Source organism: Roseobacter cerffii (assembly GCF_054226325.1).
This window is the reverse complement of sequence record NZ_CM135757.1, coordinates 1,474,359-1,498,945: the sequence shown is the minus strand read 5'-3', so window position 1 is coordinate 1,498,945 and position 24,587 is coordinate 1,474,359. Positions and strand designations below refer to the sequence as shown.

Below are 24,587 nucleotides of genomic sequence, written 5' to 3'. Positions count from 1 at the left end.
ACTGCGGCCATGCTGCGCGTTGCTCAGGCCACAGCGCCCGACTTGGCACTGCGCGGGGTCACGGCACCTTTCGGTGTGCCGCTCATCACTGAGCCGCGCGCGCTCGACCGCGCCGCGCGGGCGGTTAAGCACCTCGGCCCACATCTAAGAACTGACCGGGCCGTGATTGTGGCCGCCTTCGGCGATCCGGGTCGCGATGCCCTACGCAGAAGGCTAAAGGTGCCCGTCACTGGAATTGCAGAGGCGAGCTTGCGAGAGGCATCTGCCCTAGGCCGCGTCGCCGTGGTCACCACAACGCTCAACCTGACCCAGCATATTGCAGCCACAGCCAGATCGCTCGGGCTAGCGGACTTCGCAGGCACCTGGATCACAGAGGGCGCTCCGGTGCTGCTCCACGCCACCCCACGCGCATTGCGGAAGGCGCTCCTCGCTACTTGCCGCCGCGCGGCCGAAGGCGGGGCAGAGGTCGTGGTTATCGGAGGCGGCCCGCTCGCCGTTGCCGCACGCGCCATCGCGCGCGACGCCCCTGTCCCGCTGATCGAGCCGATCCCTGCAGCGCTGCGCCTGACCCGCGCGCGCCTTGCCCGGAGGGCCGCACAATGACCCGTCTCGTTCATGCCGATCACGTCGTGACGGGTTTCACGCAGGGCGGCACGCCGGTCATCCTCGACGATGCCGCTGTTCTGATCGACGGTGAAACCATCGCCGCGATCGGTCCTGTCGCTGAACTCGCCCGTGCTCACCCAAACACGGATCGGATCGGCGGAAAGGGGCGCGTGGCGATCCCGGGCCTCATCAACGCCCACCATCATGTTGGTCTGACGCCGTTCCAGATGGGGGCCCGCGACCAACCGCTGGAGCTGTGGTTCCCCGAGCGCTTGGCCATACGCGACCTCGATCCGCGGTTGGACACCCTCTTTTCGGCCTTCGAGATGGTTGCGTCGGGCGTGACGACCGTGCAGCACCTTCACAGCCGCGCCCCGGGCGATGTGGATGCGGTCTGCGCCCGGGCGGGTGCCATCCTGGGTGCCTATCGCGAATTGGGAATGCGGGTCAGCTATTCCTTCGCGCTGCGGGACCAGAACAGACTGGTCTATGGCGATGACGAAGCTTTTGTGGCCTCCCTTCCCGAACCGCTCCGCGCACCCACGGCGCAATATCTGAGCGCTTTCGCGATGCCGCTGGCCGATCAGATCGCGGTGTTCCACGCTTTGAGTGAGACTTGGGCGGAGGAGCCGCTAGCCGCGATCCAGATAGCACCTTCGAACCTGCATTGGCTTTCCGACGCGGCTCTGGAAAGTGCGGCCCGCATGGCAGAGGAGACCAGCGCGCCCATGCATCTCCACCTGTTGGAGACGCCATATCAGATGGAATACGCGCAGCGGCGCACGGGTGGCTCGGCCCTTGCGCATCTCGACAGCTACGGATTGCTCGGCCCAAAAACGACATTGGGACATAGTGTCTGGATGACCGAGAAGGACCTGCAACTTGCAGCCGAACGGGGCGCCTGTCTCTGTCACAACTGCTCGTCCAACCTGCGCCTGAAAAGCGGCAAAGCGGATCTCAACGCCTTCCTGGCCTCTGGCGTACCTGTTGCGCTTGGCATCGACGAGGCGGGGATCAACGACGACCGCGACATGTTGCAGGAGATGCGGCTCGCTCTGACGCTGCATCGCCCTCCTGGACACGACGCGCCCTGCCCCACCGCCGCGCAGGTTCTGCGGATGGCGACAGAGCACGGCGCGGCCACGACACCCTTCACTGGCCGGATTGGGCGACTGGCGCCTGGAATGCTTGCTGACATCGTGCTTCTAGACTGGGAAGCGGTGACGCGGCCATGGCAGGACCCATCGATGCCGATCATCGACGTGTTGGTTCGGCGCGCCAAGCCCAACGCAGTTGAGACCGTGCTGGTCGGCGGGCGGACGATATACCACGAGGGCCGCTTCCCGGGGGTCGATCGGGCGGCGGTTCATGCGGCGATCAAGGTAGTATTGGCGCGGCCCGACACGCCTGACGAAGCGGCCATGCGGCGCCTCGCGCGGGATCTCATTCCGCCAGTCAGGCAGTTCTACCAGGGCTGGTTCGATCCACTTTAAGGCGCCTCGACCGGCCCAAAAAATGTTGCCCTAAATGTCTGGTGATCCGAACCTATCATGACTGCCCATTCCTGCCGTTGACCAATGGGTCAAGGTGCTGCGGCGCGGCCCATCAGAGCCGCCATTCGCTGCAAGTGCAAAATCTCGAACGAACGGAAACCACAGTCTGCGGCCCCAATGGCCGCTCAGCCATGTTTCTCGGACCGACCAAGTTTAGCCTAGTGCAACACCGAATTGATGACGGTACTCTGAGGCCGTTATGCCCGAGATGCGCTGGAATATCTTACTGAACGCGGACGGATCTTTGTAGCCGACCTCCCATGCAATTTGGTCCAATGGGCGGTTGGTAAGCTCCAGGATGCCCCTGGCTTTGGCGACGCGCGCCTGTTGAATGTACTCAGTCGGGTTGAGCGACGTGGCTTGGGCAAACCGGCGCATGAAAGTTCGCTTGCCGAGACTTGCAACCTCGGCGAGATCGCTCAGGTTCAACGGTGCGGTCAGGTCGGCGTGGATGTGGTGCTGAACCCGCCGGATCGCCGCGTCTGCGTGATCGAAATCGGGGACAAATTCGGTGAACGGGAGTTGCGAGGCACGCGGCGGCTGAACGACCAGAAATCGCGCGGTAGAGAGCATCGTGCTTCGCCCGAAGAAGCGTTCGACCAGGGTCAGCCCAAGATCGGTCCAGGCAAGCATGCCGCCCGCTGAAATCACGTCCCCATCATCCAGCACTAGATTTCGGTCAGCGACCTCGATGTCCGCGTGACGCTCGGCGAGTTGTTTGGCGAAGGCCCAATGGGTCGTGACCCGCCTGCCGTGCAGCAAACCACTTTCGGCCAGAACGAACGCTCCGGCACAGATCGAGCACACCCGGCTGCCCTCATTGTGTTGCGCGCGCAGCCACTCAGCTTCGTCCGACATCGACTGCATCTTGTTCGGCATCACGATGCTGGGCGGTGTGATGATGTAGTCAAGCCGATGGGGTTGGCCTGGATCGGAATCCCAGATGCATATGGGCTGTCCCTGATCCTCGGCGCGCCAATGCGATACCCGAACACTTCGCGACCCGTCCCGGTCGGCCCATTCGCCCGCAATCCTGAACAAATCTGTGAGGCCATAAATCGCCGACATCTGGCAGTCGGGGTAAATCAGGAGGCCAACCTCAGCGATCCAGTCTTGTTCCGCCTTTGTCACTTTTGCACCTGTTTTTGTCATTTGTGACAATCGCTGATTGCGAGCGCGATTGCAATATTGGGTCCATCGAAACAAGAACCGAGGCCCGATGAACATGATCCAAAACGACATGACACGACGCACTGTTTTGCAGACCGGTGCAGCAACCGCGTTGCTCGCTGCGATGCCCACCGCACTTGCGGCTCAAACCCTGACCCAAAACCAAGGAGAAACAATTATGTCTACCATTGAAACCCGCGACGGAACCAAGATTTTCTACAAAGACTGGGGCCCGCGCGATGCACAGCCCATCGTCTTTCACCACGGATGGCCCCTGAGCGGCGACGACTGGGACAACCAGATGCTGTTCTTTCTTGCCCAAGGCTACCGGGTGATTGCCCATGACCGCCGTGGTCACGGGCGCTCGGACCAGACCGACCAGGGGCATGATATGGCGACCTATGCCAACGATGTGGTCGATCTGGCTGCAGCGCTGGACCTGAAAAACGCCGTGCACATCGGCCACTCCACGGGTGGCGGCGAGGTTGCGGCTTATGTCGCAAAGGCAGAGCCGGGCCGGGTTGCCAAGGCCGCGCTGCTCGGTGCTATCCCACCGCTGATGCTGCAGACCGAGGCCAATCCAGATGGCATTCCAATGGAGGTCTTTGATGGGTTCCGCGCCGCCTTGGCCGCTAACCGGGCGCAGTTCTACCTCGATGTGCCATCGGGCCCGTTCTTCGGCTTCAACCGAGAAGGTGCCGAGGTCAGCCAGGGCCAGATTCAGAACTGGTGGCGCCAAGGGATGATGGGCAGCGCCTCTGCTCATTACCAGTGTATTGCGGTGTTCTCAGAGACCGACCAGACCGAGGACTTGAAGGCGATGAACGTGCCGACACTTGTGATGCACGGCGACAACGACCAAGTCGTGCCGATCGCGAACTCCGCCGAGAAAGCGGTTAAGCTGCTGCCGAACGGAACCTTGAAGGTGTACGAGGGTTTATCGCATGGCTTCTTTGCGACGCATCCCGATCTGGTGAACGCCGATCTGCTCGACTTCATCAAAAGCTAAGCCAATCGAAATGGAACAATCAGTTGGGAGGGCATTCGTGCCCCCCCCCAGCGGAGTTGGAGAACAAAATGCCTATCAGAACCTGGTGCGATCGGCACCCACACGACTGCGCCCGCGTGCAGAAACAGCAGGACCGCGAGTGGCTGCACAGCCGCGACATCGCGTTGGGACCACTGGATATCGTGGCCTCGGCAATCATAGTCGGAATTTGTATCTTGACTATACTCTGACATAGCAGCCACAGCTCTTGACGCGAAAAATGGGCCAACACTCAGCCAAGTTGAGGCGTGAACCCAATCGGGTGTTACGGAACTAACCAGGCCTGCTTTTGTCGTCTCAGGGCATAAAGACGACCCGCCGCTCAGCACACATGGGCCAGATTGGTTTACGGATGTTTACGTCCTCAGCCCCGCTGCAATGGCTATGGTCACTCTGGTTGGTGGCGAACACCTGCTTGGCGGGATCACAGGTTACGGTGTGACCGACACGACCGGCGAAAGCCCGGAGCGCGTTTCCGCTGTTCAGAAACTGAGCACAGCGTATCTGCGCAGAGCGCTCTATGATGACGACAATGGCTGGTCCGACGCCGCGAAAACGTTCATAGACAGCCCTGATCCACAAGGCCGTATCGAATAAAAGTCTGCCATCGCGATACCCCAGGCAGCATTGGGCTCATAGCGCCTCCAGGTCTCGCCCAACGCAACCCCGCAGCACAGAAAGGAAAATGGTGCCATGAACAATCTCATTACCGATGCCAGCAGCATTCCCATCAATGAAGCAACCCAGACCATTTCGATCAGCCCGGTGATCTTGCAGGCCCCAGATCGTGGCGTGCCACTGGAAATGCGGATCACCGCCGCGGTAACGGGTCACGATCTGCCCATTATCCTGCTGTCGCACGGACATGGGCCTTCCCTCTATATCCCGTCGAAGGACGGTTATGGCCCTTTGGCGAATCTCTATGCTGCACATGGTTTTGTCGTGATCCAACCGACCCATGTGAACTCGAAGGTCGCTGGATTGGCTCCTGACGCACCGGATGGCCCACTGTTCTGGCGCTCGCGTGTTGAGGACATATCGATGATCCTGGATCACCTGGATGAGATTGAGGCATCGGTTCCAAGCATTGCCGGACGTCTCGATCACGGCAAAGTCGCTGCGGTTGGGCATTCTCTGGGCGGGCAGACGGTAGGCATGTTGCTCGGTGCACGTCTAACCGATCCCAAAGACTCCGACGCGGTAAACGTCAACATGATCGAGCCGCGCATTAAGGTCGGAGTGCTACTGGCTGCTCCGGGAAACGGCGGTGACAGCCTTAGCGACACTGCGAAAGAGAACTATTCGGCGCTGAATCCGGACTTCTCCTATTTGACGACAAAAACACTGGTGGTCGCCGGGGACGCAGACCTCGCCACTCATCTCACTACTCGCGGCGCGGATTGGTACAGGGATCCTTTCCGTGAGGGCCCTGGCGCAGATGCGATGCTTACCCTCATCGGTGGAAAACATGGGCTTGGCGGCGTGTCGGGCTACGATGCCAAAGAAACCAGTGACGAGGACCCAGATCGCCTGGCTGTTGTTCAACGCATGACCTGGGCCTACCTGCGGTCAGCTTTTGACGAGGATGATCGGGCCTGGTCTGACGCCTGTAGCGCACTGAAAAGCCGTGTCAGCGCTCATGCCTATGTCGACTTGAAGTGATGGGATGTGTCGAGCTGAGCTTCAGTTCCGGATCTTTAACGACAGAGGCGCTCGGTCGACTTAGCTTTGCTTGGCGCATCAGCCATCCGCTAGAATACATAACGAACCAAACATCCGGCAGCTGCGCGAAGCCGACATTGGCCGCGTTGCAGAAATTTAGAAGTATGGGCTCACCACGGACCTCGGATGCGGCGCGGCATCTAGTGGCAGAGCCCACATGCATGGTTCAGAGCGGCCCGAAAAGAGACATCCAGCAGGTCATCGCGACGCTGCGGTCGCAGCCCACATTCCTGCTATTCGCTGCGACAGCAAAACCCAATCATGAACTCGCCTTGGCGCATCTGTAAAATCATTCTACCCGCCGTCATCAATAGGAGGCCGTTCTCCACGTGGGGGGCGCTCACCATAGCCACGCGGAGGTCTTTCGCCTTGCGGTGGCCGATCGCCCTCTCGGTTCATGAAGTCACTGGAGACCGTTCCTCTGAAACAACGCGGGAAGAACGGGTAGGTATCGGTTGCGAAATATACGTAGTGTCCATTTAGGATTCCGCCGTTGCATTCGTCCAGCGTACCGGATCCTTCAACAAATTCGTAGTCCTGTACATATGTGCCGTCATGGGCACCACCTGGTCCGGAGGCGCGCTCCCCCGCTTTAAGCTGCCAGGACGATTGTGCTTTGTCGCCAATGTAGTGGATTTCGAATCCGTCCGCGGCATAACCAAAGAGCGTTCCGTTAAGCGAGCCGACCACGGCAGAGGGGATGCCGTGATAGTGGTACATTCCGTCACCGTCCACATGCGCATTCTGCTCATCCATGATCAGCCCGCCTATGCCTTCGACGTTCCACCCCGAAGACGGGTCGCGTGAATACCCACGCTCGGTCGATCCGTCGTAGTACTCCGCTGTGCCCGGCCGCAGGGGTATGCCGGTTACTGTTATGCCGGAAATCCGAACCCTATCGGTGATGGTATCCGTCAGCTCGGGCGTCGCATCCATGCAAAAGCGGTGATCCTGCGCTTCCACGATGGCTCCTTCCCGCCACTGACCAGTTTCATGGTCAGGTACACCGTCGGATGTGATACAGCGCCGATCTCCCTCCACAGTGATCATGACATGCGCGGAAGCCGCACCGCTAGCCAAAAGCGTTAGGGCGAACGTAGTGCCAAATATCTTCATGAGGACCTCCAAACATGTCGATGTTGGTTAAACGGACGTGGGTCATGTTTCCGTCGTCTTGTTTTTGAACATGCCGGAAATGATCGGCGTTAAGTCCGCGGCAGTAGGTCGTCTTTGCTCATTCCTTTGGTGAACTGAAACAAGCGCCGGAAAGATCCGGACCACGAGCCACCTCGAGATTCGAAACGAAAAGAGATGCTTTCTTTCAACCGATATCTTCGACGGAAGCGGTCGACCGCAACGTTTGATGTTCAAAAGCCCATGTTGCTTTCGCTCTCTCACTATGAAAGTCAGTCTCTTGAAGAATTTTCTGACCGCACTCGCCTCCCTCGTAATACTCTGTGGAGCATACGTTTTTACCTTTGTCGCTCCGTTAGAAATCGGCGCCGCATTTGATCAAACAGCTGCATCGGAAGAGGAACGAACGGCAGCTCCCCAACCCAGACAGCGACCCGAGGGACGTGGGGGAACGGAGGCCAACGCGGTGGTGCTCGCTCCTCTGGAGGCCCAGACCTATGCCTTGACATTGCGCACCATCGGGACAGCCACTTCGCTACGCAGTGTCGATGTCGTCGCGACCGAAGCAGGTCAAATCACGGACCTTCAATTGCCGTCAAATGGGCATGTCGATTCCGGCGATGTCCTGGTGCAGCTTGACGACGCATCAGAGCAACTCGAACTCGACATAGCGCTCGCCGAGCGTGACCTCGCGGAGGCAACGCTGGACCGATACGTAACGCTTGCCAAAACCGGTGTCCGGACAAATACAGACGCCGACCTGACTGAGGCTAGAGTTGGGTTGCGCCTAGCAGAGGCCAACGTCGCCCTGTCCAAGAACACGATCGAAGAGCGAGTCATCCGTGCGCCGCTCTCAGGGCAATTGGGCCTGAGCGATCTTCAGGTCGGTGGCTATCTGGACATCAACGATCCAGTTGTCACTGTGGAAGACCCCAGTGTCATCGTTGCGGAATTCGAGGTGCCCGAACGATCGGTAGGCCTGCTGGAGGCTGGAAAAGAAGTCCTGATCGGCACGCCAACCTATCGCGGCCGGATCTTTCACGGCGAAATCATCGCTTTCGACACCCGGCTGGACAGCGTCACGCGCAGTGCGACCGTGCGAGCGGAAATCGACAACTCGGATGGGTTGTTGTGGGCAGGTATGTCCTTTGGTGTGCGGGTAGTCGAAGAGACAGACCCTATGCCTGTTGTGCCGTCAACGGCGATTACCTGGGCTCAAGATGGCGCTAGTATCTGGGTAGTCGAAGACGGCAGAGCCACACGACATTCTGTCACGATCCGCTACAGGGATGGCGATCAGATTTGGATTGAGACAGAAGCTCCCCTTGGCGCGCAGATCGTGGTCGAGGGCGCCCTCAAGCTACGCGATGGCACTACGGTTGCTGCTGCGGGTATCTCAACATGAGCCTAGAGCGCGTTCTACACCGGTCAGGGTTTGCCGATGTATTCGTTGCAAGACCGATTTTCGGGATCGTCATCAATCTACTTGTCCTAATCGCCGGGTTGGCGGCCCTGTCCGGCGTGGACGTCAGAGAAATGCCTGATGTCGATCAACCGGTCCTGTCTGTTCAGACAATCTACGAAGGTGCAGTACCTTCGACTGTTGATTCCGAAATCACCCGGCCTCTGGAGGACGCGTTGAGCGCGCTCGAGGGTCTGTCCTACTTGGAGTCCACCTCCAGTGCGGGGGACAGCCGGATTACGATCTACCTGTCTGACAGTGTCGATGTTGATGTCGCCGCAAACGAGGCTCGCGAAATCGTCTCTGAAACACTACGGCACTTGCCAGATGACATTGACGACCCGAATGTGAGCAAATCGGACAGCAATTCCGATGCCATCATCCGGTTGGCCCTTCGGGGTGACGCATCCTTCGCAGACCTCACCGAGATTGCCGAAGGTGTGATCTACGACAGATTGACTACGATCGACGGCATCGCCGAAGTCACTGTGCGCGGCAGCCGGTCCAACGAGTTTCGAGTAACGCTTGATATCCCGTCTCTCGTGAGCCGTGGCTTGACGATCGACGATGTCAGCACCGCCCTGCAGACCTTGCGGGACGATACACCGCTGGGCGAGTTGGAGACGACGGATCAACTCCTCTCGCTCAGCGTTGCAAATGAAGACGTGACCATCGAAACCGTTAGCAACCTCCGCATCAACGCCACAACGATCGTGGCTGATATCGCCTTTGTGCAATTGGCTCCGGAAGAAAGCAGCGTCCTGTCACGCATGAACGGCCAAACAGCAGTCGGCCTCGATATCACGCGGCAATCAACGGCCAATACGCTCGACATCTCGCGTGGGGTGAATGCCGCCGTTGCAGAGCTCCAGTCACAGTTGCCTGACAGCGTTGAGCTGTTCGTGGCGTCCGATGACGGTGTCTTCATCGAACAGTCTATTCAGGAGGTCGTGAAATCCATTCTCTTTGCGACAGTCATCGTCATCGTCGTGATTTTCGTCTTTCTGCGCTCGTTCCGGGCGACGTTCATCCCGGCGATTGCCATTCCAGTAGCCTTGGTCGGCACACTGGCCGCTATCTGGCTGACGGGGTTCTCCATCAACACGATTAGCCTTCTTGCGCTCGTGCTCGCGACGGGCATGGTCGTTGACGATGCAATCGTCGTAATCGAGAACATCGCCCGCAAACGCAAAGAGGGCCTTGGGGCATTTGCTGCCGCGGCGGCGGGCACGAACGAGGTGTTTTTTGCCGTTATCTCCACCACCGCTACGCTGGCGGCCGTGTTCATTCCGATCTCATTCCTTCCCGGGGAAGCGGGAGGCGTGTTTTCCGAATTCGGCTTTGTGCTGGCCTTTGCGGTCACGCTTTCCTCTTTCACCGCGTTGACGTTAACTCCTGTGCTGGCCGCCCTGCTGGACCCTGGGAAGCGCGTAGCGAACCTGGCCGACGGCGCGCAGACCCGAAGCAGATTGGGCGGTGCGTTCGACAACGTCTTGGATTGTGCGATCCGGCTCCCGATCCTTGTGATCGCGATCGCGGGAGCATTCGTGATCATCGCGCTCGGGGCCGCCAACACCCTCCCCTCCGAGATCACACCGTCGGAGGATCGCGGCTTCTTTCTGGTCCAGGCACGCGGGGCATCGGATACTTCCCTGTCCTATCTCGACACACAAGCCATGATGATCGAAGACGTCCTCGCCCCCTATCTGGAAAACGGAGACATCGAGACGGTGCAAAGCATCGTCGGCGTACGTGGCGGGACGAGCGCCTTCATCATCGTGCGCTTGCCTGATTGGCAAGACCGGGACTTTTCGCAGTCAGCTTTCATCGTTGATATCAGCAGAGAATTGTCCGCGATCCCTGGAGTGGAGGTGAGTGCGCGGTCAACCAACAGCCTCAATATCCGTGGAAGCGGCAGCAGCACTGGGCTCGATCTAGCGGTGACCGGCACCGATCTTGAAGCGATGACCAACGCCGCCGGTGACCTCGTCGCTGCCATGGCGCAAGACGACGCCTTCCTCAATCCGCAGTTGGCGGATACTTTAGTCAGCGCCCAGCTACAGGTCAGCATTGATGAGTCGGTCGCAAGCGATACGGGTATCTCTCCGGCGGACCTGAGTGCGCTTATCAGCGCCTACGTACAGGGAGAAATTGCGGTCAGCGTGTTCCAGAATGACACCGAAGTGGACATCGTCCTCACGCCAGGCGGTCCGCCGATCGACGATCCGTCGGATGTTGCTTCGGTCTCCGTTTTGTTGCCCGATGGCGGCTACATGCCCATGTCGGTTTTCACCGCGCTGGAAATGGCCGTCGCACGGGCGCAAATCGAGCGCCAGGGTGGCGCGCTGACTATCTCACTTGAGGCGAGTTTGCCGGATGGCATCGATCTTTCCACTGCGATGGCGCGTGCACAAATCCTTGCAGACGAGGTGCTACCTGACGGGACCGCACTCATCTTCACCGGGGAGGCTGCGCAGTTGGATGACAGCACGAGCGCCCTTTACATCGTGTTCGGCGTTGCTTTGCTCGTTGTGGTTCTGGTTCTGGCTGCGCAGTTCGAAAGTGTCTCAAGTGCTGTCGTGATCATGCTCACGGTGCCTTTTGGTGTCGCCGCCGCATTATTGGCAATCTCCGTAACCGGCGGGTCACTGAACTACTACAGCCAGATCGGCCTCGTTCTGTTGATCGGGGTCATGGCCAAGAACGGCATCCTGATCGTGGAGTTTGCCAACCAGCTGCGCGAACGCGGACAGGATATCGATACAGCGATCCGCAATGCCGTCAGCCTGCGGATCCGACCTGTGATGATGACAATGGTTTCGACAGTCTGTGGCGGGCTGCCGCTGATCATGACCTTCGGTGCAGGGGCAGAGGCGCGCATTGCGGTCGGGTGGGTCATTGTCGGCGGACTTGGCTTTGCAACAATCTTCACCCTATTCCTGACGCCCATTTTCTATCGCTACATCGCCGTTTGGGCAGCAGAACCTGGCTTTGCCGCGAAACGTCTCCAAGACGACCTGGCGGCAGGATCGGCGTCGGACGTCTTTAGACGGTTGGATTGATCCGCCGAACAATACATTGGTGCATCGCATGGCGAAGGCTCACTGGAGTCAATTCGACTTTTGCATGTTTAGAATAGATGGGATGGATGCTTCGGCAACCCTCCGAACGGGTTCCATCCTCATCGCCAGTTATGTGCGATCCGGACAGGCTTGCCCGCCAAAATAGGTCTCCCTCTCGAAGGGTAACCGCTCGTAGGATGAACATGGTACACACAGATGATCTCGGATCGGAGCGAGGATACCCCATTGCCATGACCCTAAACCAAGTCCTCAGCGCGGTCTTTCTGTTCGGCTTCCTCTGTTGCGCGGTGTGTCTGTCGCTTTCCCAATCTGCGCGTGCCGACATGGCATGGATGGAAGCTCGGATGGCGAATCCGAAGCTCGCATGCGACGACAGCGAGCGTTTTGCCCTCATTGTCCACGCCGGTGCCTATTGGGGTACGGACGATGACCCGAACAGGACCCGTCTTCTCCGTGAGATCGCGCAAAGCGCCGGGGACTGGCTGCGCCGAGGCGCGCCCGCCCTTTCGGCTGTCGAGGAAGCGGTTGTGCTCATGGAAGATGCAGGGATCTTCAACGCTGGCCGCGGCGCGATCTTGAACCGGGAAGGGTTCGTCGAACTCGACGCCGCCATCATGGACGGCCGCGACCTTAACGTGGGCGCGGTTGCGGGCGTCAGACGATTGAAGAACCCCATTCGCGGGGCGAAGCTCGTTATGATCTGGACGCCCCACGTTCTGTTGTCCGGAACCGATGCCGACGAGACGCTCGCCGCGCTCGGCGCGGAAGCGGTCGACCCCAATTACTTCCAGTCCGTTGTGCCGAAGGCCGATTTCGAACAGAAGGGCACCGTCGGGGCCGTGGCCCTGGACCGATGCGGCGATCTCGCGGCAGCGGGGTCTACCGGAGGTTTCGAGGACAAGATGGCTGGGCGCATCGGCGACACACCCGTTCCCGGCGCGGGCCTCTATGCGGAAAACGGCCTTGTCGCTGTCGCCTCCACCGGCCACGGAGAAAGCTTCCTCAAGACCGCTCTGGCGCACGACGTTGCCGCGCGGATGCGGTGGGGCGGACAATCAATCGAGGAGGCCGCGCGCGGTGCGGTTTTCGAGACGCTCGGAGACATTGCGGGCGAAGGTGGGCTCATCGCAGTCGATGCAAACGGCAACACCATCACAGTCTTCAACTCGACGGGATTGTTAAGCGAGGCAGCGACCTGGCGCGACGCTGCTGGGAAATGAAACTCGGCTATCCTGCGGCGCCGTCTTTTTCGCCAATGGTCCCACTTGCTTCGCAGCCCGTAGAGTTCACAGTCTCCTCCATCGACGACCCGGACCTTGGTCAAGCGTCCAGCAGCGTCTCTAGAACCAGCGAACATGAATAACGAGCGATCGTCGTTGGGTCTGGTCTGAGCCCCCGCCAACCTCGGAGACGGCACAACATCCGCATTCTGGTGGAACCGCTGGCACATCAGGACGGCCCGGAGCTGCCATTCGTCGGCTCATCACGCGCCGCGTTGCAGCTTCACCGAACTAGACGTTCGACACGAACGGAAAATCTAGTGATGGTCGAACTCACAGTCCGCGGGATAACCCTGCCGTTCGCGGGATGAAACTAAATGCCTGCTTCGAGGACTTCGTCCTATTCGGTCTTCTGTCGATTGGTGCCCCATCGGCTCATTTCTGCGAGGATGGGATAGAGGGTTTTGCCATCGGTTGTGAGCGAGTATTCGACGCGGACGGGCATTTCCGGGAAGATATCACCGTTCACGAGCCCGTCTTCTTCCAACTCCCGCAAGGATCGGGTCAACATCCGATCGGAAGCGCGAGGCACCAGTTTTTTGAGCTCGGAATAGCGTTTCGCGCCCATCATGACATGGAAAAGAAGAACCGGCTTCCACTTTCCTCCGATCATCGCAACCGCGACTTCAACCGGGCAATCTTCAACTGTCAGATCCCGGTCGAATTGCATCGTCATCTTCACTGTCCCATTGGCCCTGACGTCAGACAGTTAAGGCTAAGCGAAGTTTTCCAGCGCATTTGACTCGGCCGTTCCATGAACTGACCGGAGGAGACCTAAAGCCGGAGCTTCCAAGAAATCCCTCCTCCGAACTCATACATTTGCGGCAATTCTCTACGATCCGTGCATTTCTGGTCTTGCGCCAGCGCCTACGGCAATCCTTCGACGCTTACTAAAAACGTCATGCGCGCTCATTGGCCAACGATCCCGCAAACCCGTTGACGTTCCTCTTTCAACAACGGCAATTTGGGTATTATTCCGATCCGTCCTCACCTCTGAACTTCCATTGTCGGTAGTCGATCTAGGCTTCGCTGACTGGCTCTATCTCTCCTGTGTCACGACGATATTGATCTTGCTTTTTGATCAGAGGCGTTCAGATTAGCACATTCGCGTTGTTGCGCTTGCGGATATGGGCGGCCAAACCCGCGATTGCACGACAACCGCAAGAAACTCACGAGAAGATCGCGCAGTGCGCGGCCCGCAACAAAGGGATCATGTCGATGAGGGTATTGGCGATGGCAATGACTTTTGCAATTGCGCTTCAAAGTCAGAACGCCGCCGCCGAAGAGCTGACGATCCCTGGACCTAAGGGGGCGTTGTCCAGCGCGTACGTCGCCGCGCCCGACGCGCGACATGTTGTCGTTCTTGTCCCCGGTTCGGGGCCGATTGACCGCGACGGCAATGGGCCACAAGTTGGCCTGCACTCTGACAGCTACCGCCTGTTCGCCGGGGCCCTGGCCGCGGCGGGCATCTCCTCCCTCCGGATCGACAAGCGGGGTTTCTTTGGCAGCGCCGCGGCTATCTCAGACCCGAATGCGGTGACCATCGCTGCTTACGCCGAGGATGCACGGGGCTGGGTTGGCAAGGCTGCGGAGAAAGCCCCCTGTGTCTGGCTGGCAGGGCATTCCGAGGGGGGGCTCGTCGCGCTGGTTGCCGCAGCCAAGCCGCCGGTTGAGCTCTGTGGCGTGATCCTGCTGGCCACTGCGGGGCGCCCGATAAGCGAGGTCATGCGTGGGCAGATCCGCGCGAACCCGGCCAATGCGCCCTTCCTCCCAGAGCTGGAAGCCATAATCGACGATCTGGAGGCCGGGCAGAGCCGGCCTGTCGATGACATCTCCGCGGAGCTGCGGCCCATGTTTCAGCCGGGCCTGCAGCGCTACATGATCGACCTCTTTTCTTATGATCCGCAAGACGCAGGCGCAGCGCTGGGGCTGCCGGTGCTGATTGTGCAAGGGGGCGCCGATATGCAGATCGGTGTAGAGGACGCGGCGCGTTTGCAAGAAGCCTTGCCTCACGCGGAGACCCATATACTCGAAGATATGACGCATATGTTGAAGGCAGACGTGCCGGGGCAGCCGTTCGCGACCTATACGGACCACACGCATCCGCTTCACCCCGAGCTTGTTCCTGCGATTGTGGCGTTCATCTCAGCGCAAGACTAACCTCGGCCCTTGATCCCGACGGAGTGGCTGCGCCGTGCCCCGTCGGGGGGCGGTGGGAAGGGGGCCGCGCGTTGCACGATCTGCAATGCAGCCCGGTCGAGGGCCGATGATCCAGAGCTGCGCGCCACCTGCGCCTGCGCCAGTCGCCCGTCCGCAGCGATGGTGAAGTCGATCACCGCCGTGCCTCGGACACCCAGGTCCGGACGGCGTTGGCGCGCGATGTAGCGCATGACCACACCGGGGTAATTGGTGGCCGCTGCGGTGCCTGAGGCGGAAGGTTTCGCGGTTGGCCGACCTTGTGTCTTGGCCGTTGCACTGGCTTGGCCGGATGCAACCCCCTGCACGGCATTCTGTGCCGCCTGCCCCGTATCGGCTGGGGGCGGCGCCGGGCTGCGCGCGGGTTGCGGTCGGTCCGGGCGGAGCTTCGGGCGCAGTGACGTGGTCAGACTGGTCGAGGCCCTTGGCGGCGTCGTGGCTTCGGTGACGTCCTTCGTTGGTGGTCGGTGCTCGGTTTCAGCCACTGGACGGGCGGCCTTTCTTTGCGGTTCGAGGGGACGCGCGCTTTTGACGGTGGCCGGTTGTGGTGCGGGCTGTGCGGCCATGTGCTCGGTCTCGTCCTTCGTCGGGTCCGCAGTAAGCGTTTGTTGCGGACGCGCGGGCTGTTGTGTGCCAGCAACCATATCCACGAAACTTGTGCCCAACGTGGCAATTGCGGCGCCGGAGCCCGCCTCCGTCAGTGCAGGCTCCGGCGTCTGCCAGGGCTGCAGGATCAGCAGGTGCAGCGCCGATGCGCTCACCAGCGCTGCGGATTTCACGAAGGTGAGCCGCAGGGTCATGGCAGGCTCCGCTCGGTGATGATCAGGACCTGGCCCGCGCCGAGGGCCTTCAGGTCTGCGGCGACCCGGATGAGGTCTGCAGCGGGCAGCGCGCGGTCAGGCAGCAGGCGAAGCTGCGTGGTATCGGCCAGGCTGGCGTAGAAGCGTGACAGGCTGTCCACCGGCTCGCCTCCGGACCGCATGTTGCCATTGGCGTGCAGGACCAGCACATCCAGCGGCAGGTTGCCGTCGAGCTCGGCAGTTTGGACTAGGGCCAGCGGCCCGTCTATGGGCGTGCTCAACGTGCTTGCGACCATGAAAAACACGAGCATGAGGAACACGATGTTGATCAGCGCAATCGTCGGCTCGCGCTTATGTCGCCGCGCGGGCATCTGTCAGCGGCCCAGAACGGTAAGCGTGATGTCGGGGAATTGGCGCAGCGCCACAAGCGCGTCGGTCAGACGCTGAGCATCGACGGGGCCGCGCAGGCTGAGCAGCGCGTTGGTGCTTGGGGCAACCTCCGCCAGCGGGCTCTGCTGCAGATCGTCGAGCGTGTGCGGTGTGCCGTTCACGGTGAGGTGGTCAACGGACAGCTGCAGGAATAGGGGTGGCGCTCCCTGCGCATCGCTACCGACCGGGTCAGCGGCCGCCAGCTCGACCTCGACAAACCGTGAGAAGGTCGAGGACAGCATGAAGAAGAGCAGCAACAGAAAGATGACATCAATGAGGGATGTCATCGACAGGCGCCGTCGGGCCCGGGGCGCGCTAAGCATGAGACACATGCGACCGGCCGACATCGTTCGTAGGCAGCGCCTCGGCGGTGGCAGGCAAGGTGTGCAGCAGTCTCTCTGCCAGCAGGCGTTCACCCGCCATGCGCCCTTCGAACCAGCTGAGTGCGAGGGCGGCGGGCATCGCGACGCTAAGCCCGGCAGCGGTGGTCAGAAGCGCGACCCAGATGCCACCGGCCAGCACTGACGGATCGACCTGCGCACCCGCGTCCTGCAGGGCCTGGAACGCGTCGATCATGCCCAGAACCGTGCCGAAGAGCCCCAGCAGCGGCGCCAGTTGGGCAACCGTATCAAGCCAGCGAAAGCCGCGTTCGAGGCGGGCGAAGGCGCCTTCGGCCTCGATGGCCAGACGCTCCCGGCTCTGTGCGTTCTGCTGTGCGTGCCCGGCCAGCGGCGCGAGATAGCTGGCGGACCGGGCGAGTGCATCGTGTGCGCCGGCTGTGTCGCCCGCATCGATGGCCGCGATGGCGCGCAAGAGCGAGCGGTGGCGCCCGACACCCGCGCTTGCGAACTGCCAGAGCTTGTAGAGGATCACCGCGACGGTCAGCACCGAGATGATCAGCAATAGCAGAACCACCGGCCCGCCCGTCTCTACGAGGTCGCGAACAGGGGCGAGCCATGCCGATATCACCTCCATCATTGCAGGACCTCGATTGGCGTGCGCGACCTCGCTATGAGGGCTGCCTCGCAAGCCGCAGGCGTCAGCGTGTTGCCAGTGCAACGCTCTGTTCCATTGAAGAGGATGTGGCCGAGATCATCACAGTCTATCTGATCGACCGCGAATTGGCGGACCCGCTGCCGCCCTTCAGGCAGCGCGCCAAAGTCGAAGAGCGTCAGCCGGTCCACCTGACCCGCGGCGTCAAACAGGACTGTCTCCAGCACCAGTTCATCGACGGACGCGGCCAGGTCGTTCTGGATCACGAAGGTGAGCCTGCAGCTTTGCCCGTCGGTTTCAGCGGCATTCAGTTCGATCCCGATCTGCGCGGCCTCATCCGCCAGGGCGCAAAACGGGACAAGCACCGCAACAAGTGAAAGAAGAAATCGGTGCATCGGCATCCCCGGATTGGTCTCAACAAAGTTGGAAAAGACCCTGGCGATGCCACGTGGCAGTTGCTGGAGTGTAGTGGTAATCTAGCTGGTTCGGGCCGCGGGATCAAACCGCGGCCCTCGCGCGTCAGACGATGTGTTGGATCGTCGCGAACCCTTCGAAGGTGGGCGACCCTTCATGCAGCTTGGCGGTGTCGCCAGCATTCTTGTGCGCTTCGCGGAAGGCGGTGCTGCGCGTCCAGTTGCGGAAAGCGTCTTCCGAGGCCCAGGCGGTATGCGAGGCGTAGAGGATCGTGCCCCCCGCTTCCGGACCTTTCAGCATGTGAAACTCGACAAAGCCCTCCATGTCCTTGAGATGGCTGTCGCGCCCCAGCCAGAGCGCCTCAAAGGCTTCCGCGTTTTCGGGGCGGACGGTGAATCGGTTCATGGCAATATACATCTGTGGTCTCCATTGGATCGCTTTCTCTTCTCTTGGCCTCTTTGAAGCCGCGATCAAGGTCAGAAGGTTGCGGCAACGGTCAGAATGAAATTGCGCCCGGTCGCATTGCGGGTCGACAGACGCGGCTGGTATAGCTTGTCAAAGACGTTTTCGACGCCGAAACGGATTTCAGTGCCCTCGAGCATACCGCGCTGGGGCACGTAGGTGGCGCGCAGGTTGCTGACACCGAAGCCGGGGGAGACATCGGTGCCCTCGTCATAGCGGCGCTGGGTCACGAGCTCGTAGCTGAGATCCCAGGTCTCGCTGAGACGCTGGCCGAGCGTGATCCGCAGCGCATCCGCCGGATTGAAGCGATAGTCTTGCACTGTGCCATTGAGCAGCGTCTCCTCGCCGTCGGAGATATGAGCGTTGAGATCAACATAGAACCCGTTTTGCCGCGTGTAGGAAGCCTCTAGCTCGAAACCGTCCCGGTCGACTTCATCCACCGAGGCCAGCGGATCTCCCATCGCACGGAGGGTCGTCACGCTGTCCGAAGCTTGCGTATAATAGTTAAGCTTGAGCGCGAGGGTGTCGCCCGCCTCGAAAACATCGAGGCCCTCATAGGAGACGCCCAGCTCATAGGTGGTGGCGCGCTCCGACTGGAAGATGAGGTCGCTTTCGATATCATCGACGATGGGAAGGTTCACAGTATAGGCCGCCGAACCGAAGAGGGCGATGCCATTGTCAAAGGCGTAGCGCACCGAAAGCCCACCCATCAGCGCATCATCGCTGAATTCCGACACGCCGTTAACTGGGTCCTCGGTGATCTTCTGGGTCTCGTAGCGCAGCGCAGGCATGATCGTCCAGGCGTCACCGATTTGCATTTCGTCGACCACATAGATCGCGAAGACCTCCTTGTCACCGCCTGGGGCAGACCCGTCCGAGGCATCCTGACGCTCGCGCCAGATATACTCGGCGCCCGCGCGCAACTCATGCTGCACCGAGCCGGTGCTGAAGAGCGCGGTGTTGCGGATGCGCAGCGTGGTGGTCTGGTAGCGGTTGTCGGCATCGAGAAGGCCGAGCGTGCCAACAGGCAAAGTGCGGTCGATGGCCTCGCTCTCCACGAGCTCATCGGAATAGGTCAGCTCGACATCAAGATTGACCAGATCATTGCCCGCCGGGTTGTAGTTATAGCGCAGGCTGGCAACCTCGTTTTCGATAAAGCGGTCGACGTTCCCGAAATTGGCGAGACCGAAGGTGTCATATGGAACGTCGAACTGCTCCTGCTCGGTGTTGGAATAGCTGAAGGTCAGCGAATGCGCGCGGTCGTCGCCAAAGGTGTACCGGCCCTTGATGAGGTAGGACGGGTCGTCCAGATCGCCCGCAGCCGCGTTGATCTCGTCCCCATCGCCATCCTCGCGCACGCCAAGGGTGCGGCGGGTGTAGTTGAAGAGCAGTTCCAGGTTCTCGTCGGGCTTCCACCCGAGTATCGTCGAGCTGGTCAGGCCATCGCCGTTCGAAGAGAATTCGAAGGTCTGCCGCCCGCCGAAACCCAACTCATCGCCGAGGATGTCGGAGGCGTTGATCGTCTCCAGCCGCACCACCCCGCCGAAAACGCCCGAGCCGTACTCGAAGGAGCCGATGGTGCCGCGAATGACCTCGACCTCGCGGAAGAGAAACGGGTCGGTATAGAGCTGTGTGCCGATGCGATACAACTCCTCGCTGCCCTTGGTGGCGCCATCGACCTGGATGAGCACCTTCTGATCGGTACCGAAGGTTCCGTTGGCGCCGTAGCCCCGAATGTTGATGCCGGAGCCTGCGGCGGTCGCGCCGTTGACCAGCGTGACACCGGGGACGGAGTCGATCAGCTCAGCGATAGTTCCGGCCTGCCGGTCTTTGATCTCGGTCTCGTCGATGGTGGTGGTGGGAATCGCGGCGTCTGTGGCGACATCCCGCTTGCTCTCCCCCAACACGATTGTGCCGAGGTATGTCTCATCCTCTTCCAGCGCTTGCGACCAAACGCTGCCCGGTGCGGCGATGAGCACGACAGTGGTGGCGCGCAACACGATGCGCGAAGATAAAAATGACATGGGGTCCCCTCGAAGCTGGCTAATTCGTGAGCTTGCAAGAGGCTGGCCACAGTCAATTTGGATAATTTCAGACAAGCTTTTCGCTTGCCTCTTGAACGACTATCTTAAACTTACTAAAAATGTCAAGAATACCGAAAGCCAGGTGAGACGATCCACCGAGCCAGTTTTGATCCCCCGACAAGATTGGTGCGCAGTGATGACCGACCTCAACCCCGAAGACATTCGCGCAGCCCGGGCCGCAGATCCGAAGTTCCGCGACCGCGATCTGGCGGAGCGGCTGCAGATCAGCGAAGCGCAGCTCGTGGCGGCCCACGTGGGCTTTGGCGCCACGGCTGTAGTGGCGCATCCAGATCAGATCATGCATGCCGCCGCGACCTTTGGCGAGACCATGGCGCTGACGCGCAATGTCTCCTGCGTGCATGAGAAGATCGGTGTGTATGACAATTACCACCCGGGGTCCCATGCGGCGATGGTGCTGACAGAAGACATCGACCTGCGGATTTTCCCCAACCACTGGCGCCATGCCTACATGGTCGAGACAGAGACTGACGCAGGGCTGCGCCGCAGCCTGCAGGTGTTCGATGCGGCAGGCGATGCGGTGCACAAGATCTTCCTGCGTGGCGATGATGTCGAGGCGCCATGGGCGGAGGCCAGAGCGCAGATCGCTCTGCGCGATCAGGACGCGACATTGACCGTAAAACCGCGCCAGCCGCCGGAGGCGCCCAAATCTGATCCCGGCAAACTCGATATTCTGCGCAAGGAATGGGTCCGGATGACGGACACCCACCAGTTCCTGCGCCTCGCGTCGAAGCTGAAGATGAACCGCTTGGGCGCCTACCGGATCGCGGGCACGCCGTTTGTGCGAGCGCTTCCGCCGCGGGCCGTGAACGCGATGTTTGAGGCCGTTCGGGACCGGCAGATCGACATCATGCTCTTTGTCGGCAATCGTGGCTGCATCCAGATCCACACCGGCCCAATTGGGACGCTCAAACCGATGGGGCCCTGGCGGAACGTGATGGACCCCCGCTTCAACCTACACCTGCGTGGTGATCACGTCGCAGAGGTTTGGGCGGTGGAAAAGCCCACGCAGCGCGGCCCGGCGGTCTCGGTTGAGGCATTTGATGCGCGGGGCATGTTGATCTTCCAGGTCTTCGGGCTCGGCAAGGAGGGGCGCGACAGCCGCCCGGCATGGCGCGAGATCGTCGACGACCTGCCGTCGCTTGAAGTGGAGGCAGCACAATGAAGTTCAGACAGGGCCGCATGACGCTGAGTGACCGCGTTAGTCTGATGATCACGCTGATCCTTCTGGCGCTGGGGATTGCCACGTCGAATGCGCGTGCGGACAGCAGTGCCAGCCGGATCGTGTCGCTTGGTGGCTCAGTGACCGAGATCGTCTTTGCGCTTGGCGAAGATCACCGTCTTGTCGCACGGGATACCACCTCGAGCTTTCCGCAGGCCGCGCTGGACCTGCCGGATGTGGGATACATCCGGGCGCTCTCGCCCGAGGGTGTGCTGAGCGCCCAGCCGGATTTGATCATCTCCGAAGCCGGAGCCGGGCCGCCAGACGCGCTGGAGCTTTTGAAGTCCGCGCAGGTTCCCTTTGTAGAGATGCCGCAGGCGCGTACGCCCGAGCAGATTGCCGAGAAGATCAACGCCGTGGGCGCGGTCCTCGGTGTGCCCGACAAGGCGGCAATGCTTGCTGATGAGGTATTGGCGCAGTTGCAGGCGACGGCAGACGACATCGAACGCGTAGAGGCGTCGCGCCCGCGGGTGCTGTTCCTGCTCAGTACGCAAGGCGGGCGACTGATGGCCTCAGGCGCGGAGACAGCGGCGGATGCGATCATCGAACTGGCGGGCGGAGACAACGCGATCGACACATTCGAAGGTTACAAGTCCGTGACCGCGGAGGCGATTGCAACCGCCGCGCCCGACGTAATCCTGATGATGGATCGTGCGGGAGATCACGCCAGCAGCAACGCCGAACTCTTCGCGATGCCCGCCCTGCGCACCACGCCCGCGGCGCAGCGGGAGGCCGTGGTGCGGATGAACGGCCTGCTCCTGCTCGGGTTCGGACCCCGCACGGCAGAGGCGGTTCGTGAGTTGCACAGCGCGCTCTATACAGCAGGCTGACGCTGTGGCGCTGGCCGACCAGAGCATAGGCGTGGTGGTGGACCGCCGCCACCGGGCGCGACAATTGCACGGGGTGCTGACGCTGTGCCTGATCGCGGTTTGTGTCACGAGCCTTGCGGTGGGTGCATCGGGCACCTCGCTTTGGCGCGCGCTGTGGAGCCTTGTGACCGGTCAGGGCGCGGCGGCGACCGAAGCGGTGATCCTCTGGGACATCCGCGCGCCGCGGACAATGCTGGGTGCCTTTGTCGGTGCAGCTTTGGCAGTCTCAGGGGCGGTGATGCAGGGGCTCTTCCGCAACCCACTGGCTGACCCCGGGCTTTTGGGCGTGAGCGCTGGTGCAGGTCTTGGCGCCCTACTGGCCATCGTGGTGGGCGGTGCGCTTCCCTTTGGCGTTGCGGCGTATTTCGGGGATGCGCTGCTACCTGTGATGGCCTTCGTGGGCGCCTGGGCGTCGATGCTGCTGCTCTACGCGGTTGCGACACGCTCAGGGCGCACCTCGGTGGCCACGATGCTGCTGGCCGGGATCGCCTTGGCCGCGCTGACAAGCGCGCTTTCAGGCCTGCTGATCTACCACGCGGATGACATGCAGCTGCGTGAGCTGACGTTCTGGCAGCTGGGCTCTCTCTCGGGCAGTTCATGGGCCAAGGTCATGATTGCGGGGCCCGTGATCCTGATGGCCACGTTCATAGCCACCACGCTCGCGCGGGGACTCAACGGGCTTGCTCTAGGCGAAGCGTCGGCCCACCACATCGGGATCAACGTACAGCGGACCAAGAACATCGCGATACTTGCGGTCAGCGCGGCTACGGGTGCGGCGGTTGCTGTGTCGGGCGGCATCGGGTTTGTCGGGATCGTCGTGCCGCATCTGCTGCGCCTAGCGACCGGCCCCGACCATCATGGGCTGCTGATCAACTCGGCGCTGCTGGGCGCCAGCCTGCTGCTGTTGGCGGACATTGTCTCACGCCTCGTTGTGGCACCTGCGGAGCTGCCCATCGGGATTGTCACCGCGGTGCTGGGCGCGCCGTTTTTCCTTTGGATTCTCCTGCGCCGCCGCAACGTGGTGGATCTGTGAAGTGATCAGCGCCAGAGATGTCACGCTGCGGTACGGGCGTAAGCCAGTCCTCGAAGGCTTGGATTTCACTGCACACCCGGGTGCGCTGACAGCGATTGTCGGGCCAAATGGATCAGGCAAGACGAGCCTGCTCAAGGCGTTGACCGGAGAGATCAAGTGTGACGGAGAGGTCCGCGTCGAAGGCTACGACATCGCGACAACACCGGCATGGCAATTGGCGAGCCTGCGTGCGGTTCTACCGCAATCCACACCCATGTCCTTTCCGTTTCAGGCCATCGAGGTGGTGCGGCTGGGCCTAGGTCAGGGCACATCGAATGACCCGCGTCTGCCGCACCGGGCCTTGGCGCGGGTTGGCCTGGCCGGGTATGAGGCGCGCTTTTATCAGGAGCTGTCCGGTGGCGAGCAGCAGCGCGTACAGCTGGCGCGGATCCTGTGTCAGGTTTGGGAGCCCTTGGTGTCCGGGCAGCCGCGCTGGCTGCTGCTCGATGAGCCGGTGTCGAGCCTGGACATCGGACATCAGCTTCAGATCATGCAGATCGCACGAGACTATGTGGATGCCGGCGGTGGGGTCGTCTCGGTGATGCATGACCTCAACCTGTCCGCCATGTTCGCAGATCATGTCGTGCTGATGAAATCGGGGAGGATCGTCGCCGACGGTCGGCCGGAGCAAGTGCTAACCGATGAAAACCTCACAAACACATACGGGTGTCTGATCCGGACGCGAACACCCCCGATGTCCTCCGGGTGGTATCTGCTGCCCCAAGCGACAAACCGTTGTGACGTCGTTTGAGCTCGCCAACTCTGACTTGCGCGTCTTGCATAGCGCCACCAAACAGAAATGACGAATGCACTCGCAAACACACCAGAGCTGATTTCGAGGTCATATTTCGGCCCATATGAGAAATTGGGCCTGCACCTCTTTTGCTGCGGACGCAGCCCACTTACCGGACATTCGCTGCAACGAAGACGCTATCAGTCAAATGGATGGGCAAGTTCAGGGACAAACCTG

At 60.9% G+C, this 24,587-nt stretch carries 23 protein-coding genes; 13 read left to right on the top strand and 10 right to left on the bottom strand.

Going from position 1 to position 24,587, the window contains the following annotated elements; translation table 11 throughout:
- Positions 1-9 precede the first annotated feature (9 nt).
- Together ACVC7O_RS07340 and ACVC7O_RS07335 are read left to right on the top strand one after the other, a co-directional pair.
- Positions 10-603: an aspartate/glutamate racemase family protein gene (locus ACVC7O_RS07340; RefSeq protein WP_458325430.1), complete on the top strand. Its 594-nt coding sequence runs from the start codon at positions 10-12 to the stop codon at positions 601-603.
- Positions 600-2,099, top strand: coding sequence for an amidohydrolase family protein (locus tag ACVC7O_RS07335; protein WP_458325429.1), 1,500 nt, complete (start codon positions 600-602; stop codon positions 2,097-2,099). Before ACVC7O_RS07340 ends, ACVC7O_RS07335 begins: the two co-directional genes overlap by 4 nt.
- Before the next feature lie 213 nt (positions 2,100-2,312).
- Here the strand turns inward: ACVC7O_RS07335 and ACVC7O_RS07330 are convergent, their stop codons facing one another.
- Positions 2,313-3,401, bottom strand: a complete 1,089-nt coding sequence (locus ACVC7O_RS07330) for a GlxA family transcriptional regulator (protein ID WP_458325428.1) — start codon at positions 3,399-3,401, stop codon at positions 2,313-2,315.
- Between the two features lie 106 nt (positions 3,402-3,507).
- Between ACVC7O_RS07330 and ACVC7O_RS07325 the strand changes: the two genes are divergently transcribed.
- From ACVC7O_RS07325 to ACVC7O_RS07315, 3 genes are all read left to right on the top strand, one after another.
- Positions 3,508-4,338, top strand: a complete 831-nt coding sequence (locus ACVC7O_RS07325) for an alpha/beta fold hydrolase (RefSeq protein WP_458325427.1) — start codon at positions 3,508-3,510, stop codon at positions 4,336-4,338.
- Between the two features lie 417 nt (positions 4,339-4,755).
- Positions 4,756-4,974 carry a hypothetical protein gene (locus ACVC7O_RS07320; RefSeq protein WP_458325426.1) on the top strand — a complete coding sequence of 73 codons (219 nt, stop codon included), beginning with the start codon at positions 4,756-4,758 and terminating at the stop codon, positions 4,972-4,974.
- Positions 4,975-5,070: 96 nt separating this feature from the next.
- The gene (locus ACVC7O_RS07315; RefSeq protein WP_458325425.1) at positions 5,071-6,039 is read left to right on the top strand and encodes an alpha/beta hydrolase family protein; all 969 of its coding nucleotides are present in this window, start codon (positions 5,071-5,073) and stop codon (positions 6,037-6,039) included.
- 354 nt (positions 6,040-6,393) lie between these two features.
- Here the strand turns inward: ACVC7O_RS07315 and ACVC7O_RS07310 are convergent, their stop codons facing one another.
- Complete coding sequence (locus ACVC7O_RS07310; protein ID WP_458325424.1) at positions 6,394-7,215, bottom strand: YHYH protein; 822 nt, start codon at positions 7,213-7,215, stop codon at positions 6,394-6,396.
- Positions 7,216-7,513: 298 nt separating this feature from the next.
- On the opposite strand from ACVC7O_RS07310, the gene ACVC7O_RS07305 reads away from it, so the two are divergent.
- The 3 genes from ACVC7O_RS07305 (at position 7,514) to ACVC7O_RS07295 (ending at position 12,998) form a co-directional block, all read left to right on the top strand.
- Positions 7,514-8,638: an efflux RND transporter periplasmic adaptor subunit gene (locus tag ACVC7O_RS07305; protein WP_458325423.1), complete on the top strand. Its 1,125-nt coding sequence runs from the start codon at positions 7,514-7,516 to the stop codon at positions 8,636-8,638.
- Positions 8,635-11,757 carry an efflux RND transporter permease subunit gene (locus ACVC7O_RS07300; RefSeq protein WP_458325422.1) on the top strand — a complete coding sequence of 1,041 codons (3,123 nt, stop codon included), beginning with the start codon at positions 8,635-8,637 and terminating at the stop codon, positions 11,755-11,757. The genes ACVC7O_RS07305 and ACVC7O_RS07300 overlap by 4 nt, the downstream gene beginning before the upstream one ends.
- 197 nt (positions 11,758-11,954) lie before the next feature.
- Positions 11,955-12,998, top strand: a complete 1,044-nt coding sequence (locus ACVC7O_RS07295; protein ID WP_458325421.1) for an isoaspartyl peptidase/L-asparaginase family protein — start codon at positions 11,955-11,957, stop codon at positions 12,996-12,998.
- Between the two features lie 400 nt (positions 12,999-13,398).
- Here ACVC7O_RS07295 and ACVC7O_RS07290 read toward each other — a convergent pair whose 3' ends face one another.
- Positions 13,399-13,734, bottom strand: a complete 336-nt coding sequence (locus ACVC7O_RS07290; protein WP_458325420.1) for a winged helix-turn-helix transcriptional regulator — start codon at positions 13,732-13,734, stop codon at positions 13,399-13,401.
- 557 nt (positions 13,735-14,291) lie between these two features.
- Between ACVC7O_RS07290 and ACVC7O_RS07285 the strand changes: the two genes are divergently transcribed.
- Positions 14,292-15,218, top strand: a complete 927-nt coding sequence (locus ACVC7O_RS07285) for an alpha/beta hydrolase (RefSeq protein WP_458325419.1) — start codon at positions 14,292-14,294, stop codon at positions 15,216-15,218.
- Here ACVC7O_RS07285 and ACVC7O_RS07280 read toward each other — a convergent pair.
- The 7 genes from ACVC7O_RS07280 to ACVC7O_RS07250 form a co-directional block, all read right to left on the bottom strand.
- A complete protein-coding gene (locus ACVC7O_RS07280; protein WP_458325418.1) occupies positions 15,215-16,054 on the bottom strand; it encodes a TonB family protein in 840 nt (279 codons plus the stop codon). The genes ACVC7O_RS07285 and ACVC7O_RS07280 overlap by 4 nt on opposite strands.
- Positions 16,051-16,425: an ExbD/TolR family protein gene (locus ACVC7O_RS07275; RefSeq protein WP_458325417.1), complete on the bottom strand. Its 375-nt coding sequence runs from the start codon at positions 16,423-16,425 to the stop codon at positions 16,051-16,053. The genes ACVC7O_RS07280 and ACVC7O_RS07275 overlap by 4 nt, the downstream gene beginning before the upstream one ends.
- A 3-nt stretch (positions 16,426-16,428) precedes the next feature.
- On the bottom strand, positions 16,429-16,770 hold the full coding sequence (locus ACVC7O_RS07270) for a biopolymer transporter ExbD (protein ID WP_458325416.1): 342 nt from the start codon (positions 16,768-16,770) through the stop codon (positions 16,429-16,431).
- 28 nt (positions 16,771-16,798) lie between these two features.
- On the bottom strand, positions 16,799-17,458 hold the full coding sequence (locus tag ACVC7O_RS07265) for a MotA/TolQ/ExbB proton channel family protein (RefSeq protein ID WP_458326053.1): 660 nt from the start codon (positions 17,456-17,458) through the stop codon (positions 16,799-16,801).
- Positions 17,458-17,871 carry a hypothetical protein gene (locus ACVC7O_RS07260; protein WP_458325415.1) on the bottom strand — a complete coding sequence of 138 codons (414 nt, stop codon included), beginning with the start codon at positions 17,869-17,871 and terminating at the stop codon, positions 17,458-17,460. Before ACVC7O_RS07260 ends, ACVC7O_RS07265 begins: the two co-directional genes overlap by 1 nt.
- Before the next feature lie 124 nt (positions 17,872-17,995).
- Positions 17,996-18,307, bottom strand: a complete 312-nt coding sequence (locus ACVC7O_RS07255) for an antibiotic biosynthesis monooxygenase family protein (protein ID WP_458325414.1) — start codon at positions 18,305-18,307, stop codon at positions 17,996-17,998.
- Between the two features lie 59 nt (positions 18,308-18,366).
- Complete coding sequence (locus ACVC7O_RS07250; protein WP_458325413.1) at positions 18,367-20,376, bottom strand: TonB-dependent receptor domain-containing protein; 2,010 nt, start codon at positions 20,374-20,376, stop codon at positions 18,367-18,369.
- A 196-nt stretch (positions 20,377-20,572) separates the two neighbouring features.
- On the opposite strand from ACVC7O_RS07250, the gene ACVC7O_RS07245 reads away from it, so the two are divergent.
- Genes ACVC7O_RS07245 through ACVC7O_RS07230 form a run of 4 tightly spaced genes read left to right on the top strand, consistent with a single transcriptional unit; the run spans position 20,573 to position 24,368 of the window.
- Entirely contained in the window at positions 20,573-21,619 is a 1,047-nt protein-coding gene (locus ACVC7O_RS07245; RefSeq protein ID WP_458325412.1) for a hemin-degrading factor, read from the top strand.
- Entirely contained in the window at positions 21,616-22,506 is an 891-nt protein-coding gene (locus tag ACVC7O_RS07240) for a heme/hemin ABC transporter substrate-binding protein (protein WP_458325411.1), read from the top strand. Before ACVC7O_RS07245 ends, ACVC7O_RS07240 begins: the two co-directional genes overlap by 4 nt.
- Positions 22,472-23,578: a FecCD family ABC transporter permease gene (locus ACVC7O_RS07235; RefSeq protein WP_458325410.1), complete on the top strand. Its 1,107-nt coding sequence runs from the start codon at positions 22,472-22,474 to the stop codon at positions 23,576-23,578. Before ACVC7O_RS07240 ends, ACVC7O_RS07235 begins: the two co-directional genes overlap by 35 nt.
- 1 nt (position 23,579) lies before the next feature.
- Positions 23,580-24,368: a heme ABC transporter ATP-binding protein gene (locus ACVC7O_RS07230; protein WP_458325409.1), complete on the top strand. Its 789-nt coding sequence runs from the start codon at positions 23,580-23,582 to the stop codon at positions 24,366-24,368.
- Positions 24,369-24,587: the final 219 nt, after the last annotated feature.